Source organism: Pseudomonas sp. GW822-FHT07A10, assembly GCF_058798795.1.
Window position 1 is genome coordinate 171,511 of the sequence record NZ_JBXAKV010000007.1, and the last position, 16,043, is coordinate 187,553.

Consider the following 16,043-nt stretch of genomic DNA (forward strand, 5'->3'; position numbering starts at 1 on the left):
CCAAAGCGCTCAGGTAAAAGCCCCGTTCATCAAAGTGAACGGGGCTTTTGCGTGTAAAAAAGAATGCTTCTCGACAACTCACGGCATAATGCGCGCCGTGATGATGACTTTTGAACGAACAAGGCGAGCGACGTGTTGAAGAAATCCCTGTTCCAGTTGCACTGGTTTTTCGGCATCAGCGCCGGACTGGTCCTGGCCCTGATGGGCATTACCGGGGCGGCAGTCTCGTTTCAGGATGAAATCCTGCGAACGCTGAACCCCTCCGTGCTGCACGTCGAGAAGCAGATCGCCGGCGTGCTGCCACCGGCCGAACTGGTGGAGAAAATCGAAAGCGCTTCGGGCAAGATCGTCTCGATGCTCTGGGTCGAGACCGACAGCGGCAATGCTGCGCGGGTGATCTTCACGGCGCCGCCCGGAGAACGTCGCGGGCAGATGCGTTATTTCGACCCGTACACCGCCGAGTTCATGGGCGACGTCACCGGCCAGGACTTCTTCGGTCTGATGCTGCAACTGCACCGCTTCCTCGCCATGGGTGATACCGGCCGGCAGATCACCGGCGCCTGCACGCTGATTCTGGTGTTCTTCTGCCTGTCCGGCCTGTACCTGCGCTGGCCGCGCCAGTGGAAAAGCTGGCGCGCCTGGCTGACGCTGGACTGGAAGAAAAAAGGTCGCAGCTTCAACTGGGACCTGCACTCGGTGGCCGGCACCTGGTGCCTGGTGTTCTACCTTTTGGCGGCACTGACCGGTTTGTCCTGGTCGTACGAGTGGTACAACAAAGGGCTGACCAGGCTGCTGTCTGACTCGCCGCAAAACGAGCGGGTTCGCAGTGGTCGCGGCCCTGCGCCAAGCGGCCCGGCCCCCACCGCCGATTACGCCGCGATGTGGAGCAGCATCTACAGCGCCGCCGGTCCTGGTCTTTCGTCCTATAACGTTCGAATGCCGCCCGTGGCCGGGCAACCGGCAACCGTGTTCTACCTGCTGAAGGATTCACCCCACGACCAGGCACGGAACCAGATCACCCTCGATCCGGTGACCGGCGCCGTCAGCCGTCATGACCGTTACAGCGACAAGAGCCTCAAGGCGCAGTTGCTGACCAGTATTTATGCACTGCACGTCGGCAGTTATTTCGGGTTGCTCGGGCGGATCATCCTGACCATCGCCGCGCTGAGCATGCCGCTGTTTTTCGTCACGGGCTGGTTGCTGTACCTGGACCGTCGACGCAAGAAACGTCAGATCAAGGATGCCCGTAAAGGCCTTGAGCAACCGGGTAGCGACGCACCAGCATGGCTGATCGGCTTCGCCAGCCAGAGCGGGTTTGCCGAGCAGCTCGCCTGGCAGACTGCCGGGCAATTGCAGGCCGCCGGATTACCGGTGAAGGTTCAACCGCTGGCCGATGTCAGCGAACAGGACCTGCGAGATTCCAGCAACGCACTGTTTGTGGTCAGCACCTTCGGCGACGGCGAAGCGCCGGACAGCGCCCGCGGTTTCGAACGCAAAGTACTGGGGCGTGCACCGAGCCTCGAAAGCCTGAACTATGCCGTGCTCGGCCTCGGTGACCGCCAGTATCAACACTTCTGCGGCTTCGCCCGTCGCTTGCACACCTGGCTGGGCGAGCACGGCGGCAAGACCTTGTTCGCCCCGGTTGAAGTCGACGGTGGCGACCCTTACGCCCTGCGTCACTGGCAACAGCAACTTGGCCTGCTGACGGGTCAGGCACCGGTCGACACCTGGCAAGCGCCCAACTACGACAACTGGACCCTGACCCGTCGTGAGCTGATGAACCCGGACAGCAGCGGTGCTCCCGTGTACTTGCTCGGCCTCACCGCTCCCAGCACCAGCAGTTGGCTGGCCGGTGATCTGGTGGAAGTGCTGCCGCGCAATGGTGCGTGGGCGATCGAGCATTTCCTCGATGGCCTGGGAATTGACGGTCGGGCCGCGGTTGAACTCGATGGCCTGGCGCAGTCTCTGGAACAAGCCCTGGCCAGCCGCCAACTGCCCGAGAACCGCGCTCATCTGGTCGGCCTGCACGCGCAAGCGCTGGTGAATGCGTTGGTGCCACTGGCCCTGCGTGAATACTCCATCGCCTCGATCGCCGCCGACGGCGTGCTGGAATTGATCGTGCGTCAGGAGCTGCACCCAAACGGCAGCCTGGGCATCGGTTCCGGCTGGTTGACCGAACACGTCCCTGTGGGTGGCCACATCAGCCTGCGGGTGCGGCGCAACAGTGGTTTCCATCTGCCGAACGAGGCGGTACCGATGATCTTGCTGGGCAACGGCACCGGGTTGGCCGGGTTGCGCAGCTTGCTCAAGGCACGGATCGCCGACGGGCAGCAGCGTCACTGGTTGCTGTTTGGCGAGCGTAATCGCGAGCACGATTTTCTGTGCCGTGCTGAGTTGGAAGAGTGGTTGATCAATGGTGATCTGGCGCGTCTGGACCTGGCGTTTTCCCGAGATCAGGCCGAGAAAATCTATGTGCAGGATCGCCTGCGCGAGTCTGCCGGCGAGCTGAAGAAATGGTTGGCCGATGGCGCCGTGATTTACATCTGCGGCAGTTTGCAGGGGATGGCTTCTGGAGTGGACCAAGTGCTCAATGAAGTCCTCGGCGCGGATGAAGTCGAGCGCCTGATCGAACAAGGCCGCTACCGCCGCGACGTTTACTGACACCGTTGATCCCTGCGGGACCTGTGGCGAGGGGGCTTGCCCCCGTTGGGCTGCGAAGCGGCCCCAAAATCTCTGATGTATCAACGATCTTGTGAGTGCTACGCACTCAAACGGGACGGTGCGGCGTTCCGACAAGCCCCCTCGCCACAGGTCGCATCGACAGGATTTCGTATCGATCAGGCCCTCAAACCGGCTGCAACTTACGCTCGAACACCCCCACCCCATCCAGATCCCGCAGCACGACACTCAACTCACCCGACTGCCCATCGATATTCACCTCGCCAAAAAACTGAAACCCGGCAAACGGCGAGGTGTTCTGCGCCGCTGGAGCCTTCTGGAACACCACCTCAGGGCCGAAGGTTTTATCCAGCGCATTCGGCCCGAAGCTGCCCGCATTCAGCGGCCCCGCGACAAATTCCCAGAACGGTTCGAAGTCCTGGAACGCCGCGCGATCAGGATGGTAATGGTGCGCCGCACAGTAATGCACATCCGCCGTCAGCCAAACGAAATTGCGCACCTGCTGCGCCCGCAGAAAACCCAGTAATTCAGCGATCTCCAGCTCACGGCCTTGAGCCGGGCCCGGATCACCGTTGGCCACCGCTTCCCAACGCGCCACACCGGGGCTGACTTCGCCGTCCGGGACGCCGAGGCCGATGGGCATGTCGGCGGCGATGACTTTCCATTGAGCCTGGGAGCCTTTCAATTCACGTTTGAGCCAATCCAATTGCTCTCGACCGAGGAACGGTTTGGCGGCACCAAGGTTGTCGTCATTGGCACCTCGGTAGCCGCGCATGTCGAGCACGAACACATCGAGCATCGGCCCATAACTCAGCTTGCGATAAATCCGCCCGCCACCGTCGGCGCTCTGCAAACGCATCGGCGCATATTCCAGCCAGGCTCGCCGCGCACGGCCCACCAGGCTGTGGATATCTTTGCTCTTGTAGCGATCATCCAGTTGCTTGCCCGGCGACCAGTTGTTCACCACTTCGTGGTCGTCCCACTGCCAGATCTGCGGCACTTCGGCGTTGAAGCGACGGACGTTTTCGTCCATCAGGTTGTAGCGGTAGTTGCCGCGATACTCGTCGAGGGTTTCGGCGACTTTGCTCTTGGCTTCGCTGGTGATGTTGCGCCACACCCGGCCGCTTTCGGTGGTCAGTTGCGCCGGCACCGGGCCGTCGGCGTAGATGGTGTCGCCGCTGTGGATAAAAAAGTCCGGCAGGCGCAAACGCATGGCTTCGTAGATGCGCATGCCGCCGATGTCCGGGTTGATGCCGAAGCCTTGGCCAACCGTGTCGCCGCTCCAGACGAAGCGAATATTCCGCCGAGCGCTGGGCACACTGCGCAGATGGCCGAACCAGGGTTCGCTGGCGACACCGCTCTGGGCGTCTTCGAACGTCACGCGGTAGAAAATTGCCTGATCGGCAGGCAGGCCGGTGAGTTCGACCCGAGCGGTGAAATCGGTGCCGGCATCGGCCAATGGCGAGACGAATCGACGAGGGTTGCTGAACAGGCTGCGCGTGTCCCATTCCACCACCATCCGCGCCGCACGATCGCTACGGCTCCAGATCATCGCCCGGTCGCCCAACAGGTCGCCGGACTGCACACCATCGGTGAGTTGCGGCCGATCCTTGACCGATGCAATCACCGCTGGCGCCAGGCCGGGCAGCAACAGCCCGGCTCCGACAGCTTGTATGACACGACGGCGGCCGAGGTCGAATTCGCTCATGGTGCTCTCCCTGAAAAAGGAAAACTAAAGCATGGCCGCATGAATCAGGTATGACACAGAAAAGATCGTCCGAACGCGGCCCGAGCCTCCAGCAGCTCCAGGCTCGATGTACGCCGCCATATCGCGGTCGAACACTGTTCTGAGCGGAGCTGCCAAAGGCTGCGATCTTTGGCTGTTAAGCGTTAGCCGGCTCCAGCGCCAGTTCCACTGTTTCCGGTCGCTTGAGCACCGAATACACCACCGCCGTCAGCAGACTCCCGGCCACAATCGCCAGCAGATACAACAGCGCATGGTTGATCGCATTCGGAATCAGCATCACGAACAATCCACCGTGCGGCGCCATGAGTTTGCAGCCGAAGTACATCGACAACGCGCCGGTCAGCGCGCCGCCGGCGATGCTCGCCGGAATCACCCGCAGCGGATCTTTGGCCGCGAACGGAATCGCCCCTTCGGAGATAAAGCACAGCCCCAGCACCAGCGCCGCTTTACCGGCCTCGCGTTCCGTCTGGGCGAACTTGCGCCGGGCAATCAACGTGGCGATGCCCAGGCCAATCGGCGGCACCATGCCGGCGGCCATGGTCGCGGCCATCGGTGCATAACTCTGCGATGCCAGCAACCCCACCGAAAACGCGTAAGCCGCCTTGTTGATTGGCCCACCGAGGTCGACGCACATCATCCCGCCCAGCAGCACACCGAGCAGTATCGCGTTGGTGGTGCCCATGCTGTCGAGGAAGTGGGTGAGCCCCGCGAGCATCCCGGCCACCGGTTTGCCAACCACGTAGATCATCACCAGACCGGTGAACAGGCTCGCCAGCAACGGAATGATCAGGATCGGTTTCAGCGCCTCAAGACTTTGCGGCAAGCGCGCATAACGGTTGATCGCCTGGGCCGCATAGCCAGCGATGAAACCGGCGATGATACCGCCGATGAAACCGGCACCGAGCGTGCTCGCCAGCAAACCACCGATCATCCCCGGCGCCAGGCCCGGACGGTCAGCGATCGAGTAGGCGATGTAACCCGCCAGCAGCGGCACCATCAGTTTGAACGCGCTCTCGCCGCCGATCTGCATCAGCGCCGCTGCGAGCGTGCCTTGCTCCTTGAACGCGGTGATGCCGAACACGAAGGACAAGGCAATCATCAGACCGCCCGCCACCACCATCGGCAACATGTACGAGACACCGGTCAGCAGGTGTTTGTAGATACCCGTCTTCTCTTGCTTGGCCGGGCCTTTGGCGCCGGTCGCAGCGCTTTCCTGCTTGCCTTCGGCCAGGGCTTTGTTCAGCGTCGCTTCGGCCTGTTTCAGGGCGATGCCTGTGCCGCAGCGGTAGATTTTCTTGCCGGCGAAACGCTCGGTGGCGACTTCGATGTCGGCCGCCAGCAGCACCACATCAGCATCGGCAATCGCCGCTGCGCTGAGTGGATTTCGTGCGCCGACCGAGCCTTGGGTTTCCACTTGCAGGTCGTAACCCAGGCGCTTGGCCGCTTGCTGCAAGGCTTCGGCGGCCATGAAGGTGTGGGCGACGCCGGTCGGGCACGCGGTGACAGCCACCAGGCGTGGCGCCTGTTTAGCAACCGCGGCAGGTTCAGCGGTGGCTGCGGGCGCTACGTAAACCTCGGCTTCCTCTACCCCACGGCGCAGCACCGCTTCGACATCTTGCAGGGCCTGGGCCGGGGTGCTCTGGAACACACGTTTACCGACAAAGCGCGACATATCCACCGGCGCGCTGGTGACCAGCAACACCCACTCGGCAGCCTCGATGATCGCCGCCGACAATTGACGTTCCGGATGGGCTGCATCCACGACTTCGACACTGGTGCTCCAGCCCTGACGCTGGGCCGCTGCATCGAGCAGACGAGCGCACAGCACACTGGTGACCATGCCGTTCGGGCAGGCCGTAACAATGGCTAATTTCATTGCAAACCCTCTTATTGTTCTGTCAGGGGGCGCACGCGCACGCCCTGTTCGAGCTGCGCCAGTTGCGCGGCGTCGCCGATGCCAAAACCGATCTGGGTGACGGCCATGGCGGCAATCGCGGTGGCGGTGCGCAAGGTCTGTTCAGGCGTATCGGCACTGAGCAAACCGTGCAGCATGCCCGCCAGCAGCGAATCCCCCGCACCGACGGTGCTGACCACGCTGACCTTGGGCGGTGTGGCATGCATCGCCGAGCCGACACTGAACCAGTTCACCCCGTCGGCACCGTGGGAAATCACCACGTGCTCGATGCCATGAGCATGCAAACGGCTCGCGGCCTCGGCTTGGGCGCCCACGGAAACCACTTCGCAATCCAGTGCTTCAGCCAGCTCTTCGGTGTTGGGCTTGATCAGCCACGGGCCAGCCGACAGGCCGACGCGCAAGGCTTCACCGCTGGTGTCGAGCGCAACGTTCAAGCCGCGTTTTTTCAAGCGCTGGATCAACTCTCGCAACCATTGGGCACTCACGCCACGGGGCAAACTACCGGCCACCACGACGGCGTCATGCCCTGGTGCAATCTGGTCGAGCCGATCGAGCAAAGCCTGCTGCGCCGCTTCACTGACCCGCGGCCCCGGGCCGTTGATGTCGGTGATGCGCCCATCGTTTTCCGCCAGCTTGATATTGCTGCGGGTCTCACCGGGGACGCGGATAAACGCGTCGGTGAAGCCGCGTTTGGCGAACAGGGTTTCGAACGCCTGAAGGTTGTCTTCCCCGAGAAACCCGCTGACAGTCAGCTGATGCCCGAGGTCGGCCAGCACCTGCGCCACGTTCACCCCTTTGCCGGCGGCATGGGTGTGCATTTCGTCGCTGCGATTGACCTGACCGGGCACAAGCATCGGCAATTGAACGGTAAGGTCCAGCGCCGGGTTGAGGGTCAGGGTTAAGATCTTGGCCATTACAGCGCCTCCACTAATGCGCGGACTTCGTTCGCGCTGCCCACGGCCAGGGCCTGTTGGGCAAGGGTTTGAGTCTGGGTCAGGCTGAGTTCGCGAATGCGCGCCTTGACCTCGGCAATGCTGCGGCCCGACACGCTCAACTCATCCACACCCAGGCCCACCAGCACCGGCACCGCCAGCGGATCGGCCGCCAGTTCACCGCACACGCCGACCCACTTGCCATGAGCATGAGCCGCACGCACGGTGATGTCGATCAGTTGCAGCACCGCCGGGTGCAAGCCGTCAGCCTGGGCCGACAAAGTGGGATGACCACGGTCGATGGCCAGGGTGTACTGGGTCAGGTCGTTGGTGCCGACGCTGAAGAAGTCCACTTCCTTGGCCAATACCGGCGCCAGCAAGGCGGCCGACGGCACTTCGATCATGATCCCCAGTTGCAGATCGGCGACCGGGATTTCCAGACGCAGACGTTCGGTCATGTCCCGAGCCTGGCGCCACTCATCGACGCTGCCGACCATCGGGAACATGATCCGCAAGGGACGGTTATCCGCCGCACGCAGCAAGGCGCGCAATTGCGCTTCCATGACCTGCGGGCGTTGCAGGGTCAGGCGAATGCCACGCACACCGAGGAACGGGTTCTCTTCTTTGGCGATCGGCCAGTACGGCAGCGGTTTGTCGCCACCGACGTCGAGGGTGCGCACCACCAGCGGCCGCCCGGCAAGGCCATCGAGTACACGACGGTATTCGACTTCCTGGGTGGCCTCGTCCGGCGCTTGTGAATGAGCCATGAAAATCAGTTCGGTGCGCAACAGGCCAATGCCTTCGGCGCCCTGCTCCACCGCGCTGGTGACGCCAGCGCTCTCACCGATATTGGCGAACACTTCCACAGGGTGGCCGTCGGTGGTCAGCGCCGGTTGATGGCGTTGTTCGGCGGCGGCTTTGAGGCGCAGTTCGCGGGTGTCGCGCTCTTCGGTGGCGCGCTGCAAGGTCGCGGCATCGGCGTCCACGTGCAGGCGGCCGCGTTGGCCATCGATCAACAGCGGCGTGCCCGGTTTCAGCAGCAACACGGCGGCGCCGGCGCCCACCAGTGCTGGAATACCCAGGGCCCGGGCGACAATCGCACTGTGGGCCGTGGCACCACCGCGAGCGGTGAGAATGCCGGCGACGCGCGTCGGATCAAGACGCGCCACATCCGACGGGCCGACTTCGTCCATCACCAGAATGTACGGTTGCGCAGGCTCCGCAGGCGTTTCGACGCCACACAAATGCGCCAGCACCCGACGGCCAATGTCGCGCAAGTCGGCGGCACGTTCGGCGAGCAACGCGTCCTGCAGCGCTTCCTGTTGTTTGGCGGCGGCTTCGATCACCGTCATCCACGCCGCTTCGGCGCTTTCACCTTGCTTGAGGCGGGTTTCGACTTCGTCGGTCAATTCCGGGTCGTCGAGCATTTCCTGATGGGTGATGAAAATCTCGCGAATCGCTTTGGCCTTGCTGCGCTCGATCAGGCCTTCGATGTCACGACGCACATCGGCCAGCGCTTGCTTGAGACGCTCGCGCTCGATGGCCGCAGACTCACCGCGCAGCGGGTAATCGATGACTTGCAGCACTTGAATATGCGCCGGGCCGATGGCGATCCCCGGTGCCGCGGCAATCGCCTGAATCAGGCTGCCGGACTCTGGCGCGAGCAGTGTTTCGGCGACCTCCACCTCAACGAGCACTTCGCGCTGCTGGCTCACCACGGGCAGCGGCTCGACTTCTTCACCGAGGCCTTCTTCGATGGCCGCCAGCAAGGCCGGCAAGGCGTCGGCGGCGATGACCGGTTCGGCGATCAGTTCCAGCACCTGACCGCGACGGGCGCCAAGGCTGAGCAGTTTGCTCAAACTCTTCACCGACACCGCGCTGTCGTGACCATCGACGATGCGTATACGGATCTCGCCTTCAAAACTTTTCGCCAGTTGCGCGAGGATCTTCGCCGGGCGCGCATGCAAACCGTGGGCGTTGGCCAGGGCAATGCGTGCGCTCGGCCAGTCCGCCGGCACTTCACCGCCAAGGACTTCCAGCACCGCGCGGCTACTGGTGGCACGGCCCAATTCATGGCCGCGACCTTCAATCAGCAACGCGCAAAGACGTTCGAGCAGCGCCTGATGGGCTTCACCGAGGCTGGCCAGGCAGAACAGCCCGCTCAGCGGCTGACCGAGGTAGCGGATGGGTTTGTCCGGGGTAACGAACGCCAGGCCGGGACGCTTCACTGTTTGTTCGCTGTGCAGCCACCACAAGCCATCGCCCAGCGGCAACGCTTCGACCTGCTGCAAGACGCCGGCAAAACCATTGCTCACGCAATCGGCCTGACGCAGCAAACGGGCACCGCGCCAAACCAGCTCTTCGAAGTCATCGGCGGACACACCGAGGCCGATCATCTGTGCGTCCAGTGCCAGCTCTTGTGGCGCGCCTTGCAGCAATTTCAGCAAGGCTTCGGCGGAACTGGCGCGGCGCAGGGCCTGGCCCAGGTCGGTTTCACCGAGGGCACGGGTCAGCAGTTGCAGCAGGCGCAGGTGTTCATCGGATTTGGCGGCGATACCGATGGCCAGATAAACGATCTGGCCATTGCCCCAGTCCACGCCGTCAGGAAACTGCATCAGCCGCACGCCAGTGGCGAATACCTGATCGCGGGTTTCGGGAGTGCCATGGGGGATGGCAATACCTTGGCCGAGAAAGGTCGAGCCCTGGGCTTCCCGGGCCTGCAAGCCTGCGAGGTAACCGTCGGCCACCAGGCCATCGGTCACGAGTCGGTCAGCGAGCAATTGCAAGGCGGTGGCTTTATCCACAGCCGACTGGCCCATGGATATCTGCTCTATGGTGAGCTCGAGCATGCTTTCTCCTTTTTGGCGCCGTGTGACGCCAGGTATTGTTTTGATTGATTCAGCTTAGGCGTTTTGAGAACACCTTTTCAGACGCAGTTTTGGCGGTTTCGCGGCAGAACCGGCCAAAGCGACCTATAACGTAGAAAATACGCCTGCTGAAACGTTTAATCTAGAATCTTAGGCACGTTACTCGATAATGTCTCATCCTTGAAGTCCAATTATCGGATGTGCTGCGACAATGGTCGCCTGCCTCAATCGGGTAGGATTGGCGAAAATGTCGGGGCACGCTCTAAAAACAAGGAATACCGGGTTGAAACTCAGTGATATTGCACAATTGGCCGGTGTCTCCGTGACCACCGCCAGTTACGTCATCAATGGCAAGGCCGAACAGCAACGCATCAGCAGCGCCACTGTCGAGCGCGTGCGGGCAGTGGTCGAACAACATGGCTTCACGCCCAACCCGCAGGCCGCCGGGCTGCGCAGTCGGCACACCCGCACCCTGGGCTTCATTCTGCCGGACCTGGAAAACCCCAGTTACGCGCGAATCGCCAAACTGCTGGAACAAGGCGCCCGGGCGCGCGGCTATCAGCTGCTGATCGCCAGCTCCGACGATGCGCCGGACAGCGAACGGCAATTGCTGCAACTGTTCCGCGCCCGCCGCTGCGATGCGCTGATCGTCGCCAGTTGCCTGCCAGCCGGTGACGACAGCTATCGCCAGTTGCAGGCCAAAGGCATTCCGATCATCGCCATCGACCGGGTGATGGAGCCCGAACATTTCTGCTCGGTGATCAGCGATGATCGCGAAGCCAGCCTGCACCTGACCCGCAGCCTGCTGACCCCGCTGCCAAAACAGATCGCGCTGCTCGGCGCACGCCCTGAATTGAGTATCAGCCAGGAGCGGGCAGCGGGCTTCAAGGAGGCGCTGAACGGTTTCAAAGGCGAGGCGCTGATCGAGCACGGCGAGTCGTTCAGCCGTGAGTGCGGCAAACAACTGATGGAAGAATTGATCCAACGCCTGGGCCATTTGCCGGATGCGCTGGTGACCACCTCCTACGTGCTGCTTCAGGGCGTGTTCGATGCCTTGCACGATTTCCCGCTGAAAAGCCGCCCGCTGCGCCTGGGCACCTTCGGTGATACGCAGTTGCTGGACTTCCTGCCGCTGCCGGTCAACGCCATGGCCCAGCAGCATCAACTGATCGCCGACAAAGCCCTGGAACTGGCAGTGGCCGCCATCGAACAGGCCGATTATCAGCCCGGCGTGCAGGCCATCGCGCGGACGTTCAAGCAGCGTATTCTTCAGGACTGAACCGTGGAACTGATCGACACCCACACTCACCTGGACTTTCCGGATTTCGACCCGGATCGTCAGGCGTTGCTGGCCGAGAGCCGCGCGCTCGGCGTGCGGCGGATGGTGGTGCTGGGGGTGTATCAGGCCAATTGGCAGCGGGTCTGGGAGCTGGTGCAAAGCGATCCCGATCTGCACGCGGCGTTTGGTTTGCACCCGGTGTATCTGGATGAGCATCGCCCTGAAGATTTGACCGAGCTCGGTGACTGGCTGACGCGGTTAGCGGGCCATCGCCAGCTATGCGCGGTGGGCGAGATCGGTCTGGATTACTTCATCGAAACTCTGGATCGTGAACGTCAGCAAACGCTGTTCGACGCCCAACTGCAACTGGCGGCGGACTTCAATCTTCCAGCATTGATTCATGTGCGACGCAGCCACGCAGCGGTGATCGCCACACTCAAACGGTTTCGCTTGAAACGGGCGGGGATCATTCATGCCTTCGCCGGCAGCCAGGAAGAGGCTCGCGAATACATCAAGCTCGGTTTCAAACTCGGCCTCGGCGGCGCCGCGACCTGGCCGCAGGCCTTGCGCATGCACCGGGTGATCGCCGGTTTGCCCCTTGAGTCGGTGGTACTGGAAACCGACTCACCGGACATGGCTCCCGCCATGTTCCCCGGCCAACGCAACAGCCCGGCCCATTTGCCAGCGATCTGCGAGGCACTGGCCGCCATGATGGCGATCAGCCCAGAACGTCTGGCCGCTGCCAGTACGGCCAATGCGTGTGAGCTGTTCAACTGGTAATCCGTTGATTCCCACATTTGAACTGCTTCGTGGCATCAAACCCGGAACGCACTGATCAACTGCTTGAGCTCCACCACCTGCGCCGACAATGCTCGGCTCGCATTCTCGGTCTGGTGCGCGCCTTCGGCGGTACGTTCGCCGGCGCGGTTGATCTCGACGATGTTCTGGTCGATGTCGTGGGCCACAGCGGTCTGCTGCTCTACCGCAGCGGCAATCTGCTGGTTCTGGTCGACGATCATGCCGACGGCGCCGAGGATGTTTTCCAGCGCCTGCTGGACCTTTTCCGACTGCCCGACGGTGCCGTTGGCCATCTGATGGCTGGTGCCCATTGCCTTGACCGCCGCACCGACACCGCTGTGCAACTTGGTGATCATCTGCTCGATTTCTTCGGTCGATTGCTGGGTGCGCTTGGCCAGGGTCCGCACCTCATCCGCCACCACCGCAAAACCCCGGCCCTGCTCGCCCGCGCGGGCGGCTTCGATGGCGGCGTTGAGGGCCAGCAGGTTGGTCTGTTCGGCAATGCTTTTGATCACCTCCAGCACACGACTGATGGACTGACTGTCGCTGGCCAGTTGATTGATCACCCGCACCGACTGATCGATTTCGCTGGCCAGTGCAGCGATGCTGCCCTGCTGGGACTCCACCAATCCGCGACCGCTGATGGTCTCGTCATTGACGCTGTGGGCACTACTGACGGCCGCGGAGGCACTGCGCGCCACCTCCAGGGAAGTGGCCGACATCTGGTTCATCGCGGTGGCGACCTGTTCGATCTGTGTACGCTGCCCCGCCACCGCCTGGTTGCTCTGGGCGGACACGTGTTCGACCTGCCCGGCCTGGCGCTCGACCTCGCTGACGGTCTGCCCCACTCGCTCGATCAGGTCATGGATTTTCTTCACGGTACCGGTGAACACCTCGCCCAACTCGCCCAGTTCGTCGCGGCTGTTGGCGCTGAAGGTCACGGTCATGTCACCAGCCGCCACCTTGTCCATCACTGCGCCCAGACGCTTGAGGGTGGTGCGGGTCGAGGCGTAGAACCCGCCATAGAGGTAAAAAATCAACACGAACACCAGTGCCAGCGCCACCACCTGCAACACCATGTGGGTACGGTGCTGCTCCAGCCGCTGCTGCAACTGGGTACCGAGAAACTTCAGGGTGGCTTCGTTGAGTTGATAGGTCTGGTCCATCAGGCCCGCGACCTGATCGAAAAAGGCCTGCCACGGCGCATCGAGGGTATCGGCCATCACCACCTGTTCTTCGAACAGTTCACTGGCCTTTTTCAGGGAGACCTTGCTGCTTTCTGCCTGAGCCGCCAGGGTTTCGTGCGCGGCTTTACTGGAGCCCAGTGCATCCTTCAACTTCAGGCCGTATTCGGCCTGAAGTTTCTCGATCTGCGCCAGCAACTCATCGAATCGGGTACTCGAGGCCGAATTGAGAAAACCCTGCCCCAACGAGTAAGACCCCATCGCCCGGCCCTCGCCGAGTGTCTGGGTGACGGCCGGCGTGACGTTGGTAATGAGTTCGCTCAGCTGACGCATGTCGCTCTGGCTGTCGCGGCTCAGGCCGGCCTGACTGGCGATGATCTGGCTGAAAATCTGCGCGTTACCGAGCAACTTGCCGATCAGCGCACTTTTGCTTTGCAGGGAGTTTTCCGCTTGCTGGGCCTTGAACGCGGCAATCATCTCGTCGCGCTTGCCGTCGAAAAACGTGATTTGTTCCGGGTCAGTGGTCATCGCCGCCAGCCCTTGCAAACGGCTCAGGACGCTTTGCTCCAGGGCACTGATCGTCGATTCGACATGATTGGCCTTGCCGGACTGGCCGAGGATGACGTTGATCTGCACCAGGTTGTTCAGGGTCTCCAGGTCCCGACGCAGGTTCAGGCCGCTGCCCAGCAGGTCGAGGCTCTGCAGTTCGACTCGAGTGCCCTGGAATTCGCGATAGGAGTCGCGCACCAGATAGAAGTTGGTCACCAGCATCGGGACGAGGAACAGCACGCTGATCAGGCTGAACTTCATGCCGAAGCTCAAGCGGTTCATCAGCGCGACGGCGGGATAGAGCAAGCTCTTCACTGTGAAGTCTCCCTTTGATTTCTTATTTTTATTGGCAGGCGCGCAGAGACAGCAGATAGCCACTATTGGCGCTGCCTCTGTATAGCCTAAATCGGAGGGAGGTTTTGTAACTTAAGGTTAACGGTGGGGTGCCTTTTCTTCGGACAGAAGATGCCCTTTCAGGCAAGTGATATCCCTGTGGTGAGGGGGCTTGCCCCCGTTCGGCTGCGAAGCAGTCGTAAATCCAGACAACACGATTGTCTGGACTGACGCTGGGGACGCTTCGCGACCCAACGGGGGCAAGCCCCCTCGCCACAAAAGCGTTCGCCGTAGAGTGGAGTCAGGACAAAACAGTCCACAACGCAAAACCGGCATACCAAAGCACCGCCGCGCGCAGCAGCAGTTCCCAGATCCGGTCCAGGCTATTGATGCCGTCCGGGCCGACCACCGGCGCCGGAATTTCACCGGCCACCAGCCCGACTTTCTCGATCAGTTGAGCGGCGCTGATGTTCCAGTTCAGCAGCTCATGCAGCATCACCCGGCTGACCGCGACAAAGTTGCCGACCAGCGCGAAGCTCGCTGCCAGCAACCGCACCGGCACCCAATCGAACGCGTGGCGCAGTTGTGTCGCGCGCTCGACCACGGCCGGGTTTTGCCCATGCTCTTCGGCCAGCGCCAGCAGTCGATAGCTCAGGGCCGCGACCGGGCCCAGCAGGAAGTACCAGAAGATCACCGCGAAAAAGCTCTGATAGGCCTCCCACAGCAAATGCCCTTGCACCCGCTCCAGCAGTTGCTCGCCACTGTCGGCGCAGATATCCAGGTCGCGTTTGGCCACATGGGCGGCAGCCTGCAGGTCTTCCCGGCGCCAGGCATCGCGAAACGGCCCCAGGCCGGCCAGCAGATCGCCACGCCCCAGACTGTAAATCACCACCAACAGGTGCACGGGCAACGCCAGCAAGCCATAGGCCACCGGGTCCAGCACCACCAACAGCAACCCCAGCAGCGCCACCGGCAACAACACCAGCACCACCAGTATCAGCCACGGACGGCTGGTCATGCGTGGGCTCACTTCAAGCTTGTTCAGCTCGCGTACCCAACCCGTATCTCGTTGAACCCGATGGCGCAGGGCCGAGAATTTCTCGATCCATACCGCTAACAGCAGCACCAGAAAACTCATTGTTGCTCCTCTTCTTCCTGAGCGGCTTTTGCCAGGGCCGCACGATAGCGTGCCCAGTCAAACGCCGGTCCCGGATCAGTCTTGCGCCCGGGTGCAATGTCGCTATGCCCGCAGATACGTTGCGCGGTGATACCCGTGAAGGCGCTTTGCAGCTGTCGGGTCAGAGTCGTCAACGCCTGATATTGCGCATCGGTAAACGGTAGATCATCCGTGCCTTCAAGCTCGATGCCCACGGAAAAATCGTTACAGGTTTCCCGCCCCTCGAAACACGAAACGCCGGCGTGCCAGGCGCGCTCAAGACAAGAGACAAACTGAGTGACGGTGCCGTCACGTTCAATCAGAAAGTGCGCAGACACCCGCAGGTCGGCGATCCCTGCAAAGTAGGGATGTTCCGTGACATCCAGACGATTCTGGAAAAACTCCTGCACCTTGCCGGTCAGAAACTGCGCGGGCGGCAGACTGATGTTGTGGATCACCAGCAGGGAAATCTCGCCCTCGGGGCGCGCATTGAAGTTGGGCGAAGGGCATAAACGCACACCCTGACACCAACCACTCGCGGGGTCCAACTGCATACAGGCTCCTTCAACGACGACTGTGTTGGCGCCCAGTATGCCGCGATAGG

10 protein-coding genes and 1 pseudogene are annotated in these 16,043 nt (G+C 62.0%); 3 read left to right on the top strand and 8 right to left on the bottom strand.

The window, feature by feature from the left end; translation table 11 throughout:
* Nucleotides 1-132 precede the first annotated feature (132 nt).
* Nucleotides 133-2,661 (top strand): PepSY domain-containing protein, encoded by a 2,529-nt coding sequence (locus AC1RL4_RS14310; RefSeq protein ID WP_230173863.1) that lies wholly within the window; start codon nucleotides 133-135, stop codon nucleotides 2,659-2,661.
* A gap of 184 nt (nucleotides 2,662-2,845) precedes the next feature.
* Here the strand turns inward: AC1RL4_RS14310 and AC1RL4_RS14315 are convergent, their stop codons facing one another.
* The 4 genes from AC1RL4_RS14315 to ptsP form a co-directional block, all read right to left on the bottom strand.
* Complete coding sequence (locus tag AC1RL4_RS14315) at nucleotides 2,846-4,387, bottom strand: alkaline phosphatase D family protein (protein ID WP_493119609.1); 1,542 nt, start codon at nucleotides 4,385-4,387, stop codon at nucleotides 2,846-2,848.
* A gap of 175 nt (nucleotides 4,388-4,562) precedes the next feature.
* Complete coding sequence (locus AC1RL4_RS14320; protein ID WP_028939906.1) at nucleotides 4,563-6,302, bottom strand: PTS fructose-like transporter subunit IIB; 1,740 nt, start codon at nucleotides 6,300-6,302, stop codon at nucleotides 4,563-4,565.
* Nucleotides 6,303-6,313: 11 nt separating this feature from the next.
* The gene (gene pfkB, locus AC1RL4_RS14325; RefSeq protein ID WP_019582440.1) at nucleotides 6,314-7,255 is read right to left on the bottom strand and encodes a 1-phosphofructokinase; all 942 of its coding nucleotides are present in this window, start codon (nucleotides 7,253-7,255) and stop codon (nucleotides 6,314-6,316) included.
* Nucleotides 7,255-10,122: a phosphoenolpyruvate--protein phosphotransferase gene (ptsP, locus tag AC1RL4_RS14330; RefSeq protein WP_028939908.1), complete on the bottom strand. Its 2,868-nt coding sequence runs from the start codon at nucleotides 10,120-10,122 to the stop codon at nucleotides 7,255-7,257. Before ptsP ends, pfkB begins: the two co-directional genes overlap by 1 nt.
* A gap of 301 nt (nucleotides 10,123-10,423) precedes the next feature.
* On the opposite strand from ptsP, the gene cra reads away from it, so the two are divergent.
* Complete coding sequence (cra, locus tag AC1RL4_RS14335; protein WP_064616145.1) at nucleotides 10,424-11,419, top strand: catabolite repressor/activator; 996 nt, start codon at nucleotides 10,424-10,426, stop codon at nucleotides 11,417-11,419.
* 3 nt (nucleotides 11,420-11,422) lie between these two features.
* Entirely contained in the window at nucleotides 11,423-12,199 is a 777-nt protein-coding gene (locus tag AC1RL4_RS14340) for a TatD family hydrolase (protein ID WP_204125245.1), read from the top strand.
* Between the two features lie 35 nt (nucleotides 12,200-12,234).
* Here the strand turns inward: AC1RL4_RS14340 and AC1RL4_RS14345 are convergent, their stop codons facing one another.
* The 4 genes and pseudogenes from AC1RL4_RS14345 to ampD form a co-directional block, all read right to left on the bottom strand.
* A complete protein-coding gene (locus AC1RL4_RS14345) occupies nucleotides 12,235-13,164 on the bottom strand; it encodes a methyl-accepting chemotaxis protein (RefSeq protein ID WP_371929211.1) in 930 nt (309 codons plus the stop codon).
* Nucleotides 13,141-14,232 (bottom strand): annotated as a pseudogene (locus AC1RL4_RS14350) (methyl-accepting chemotaxis protein); the annotation flags it as partial. The gene AC1RL4_RS14345 and the pseudogene AC1RL4_RS14350, both read right to left, overlap by 24 nt.
* 352 nt (nucleotides 14,233-14,584) lie before the next feature.
* A complete protein-coding gene (gene ampE, locus AC1RL4_RS14355; RefSeq protein WP_230173849.1) occupies nucleotides 14,585-15,421 on the bottom strand; it encodes a regulatory signaling modulator protein AmpE in 837 nt (278 codons plus the stop codon).
* Nucleotides 15,418-15,993 carry a 1,6-anhydro-N-acetylmuramyl-L-alanine amidase AmpD gene (gene ampD / locus AC1RL4_RS14360; RefSeq protein WP_028939912.1) on the bottom strand — a complete coding sequence of 192 codons (576 nt, stop codon included), beginning with the start codon at nucleotides 15,991-15,993 and terminating at the stop codon, nucleotides 15,418-15,420. Before ampD ends, ampE begins: the two co-directional genes overlap by 4 nt.
* Nucleotides 15,994-16,043: the final 50 nt, after the last annotated feature.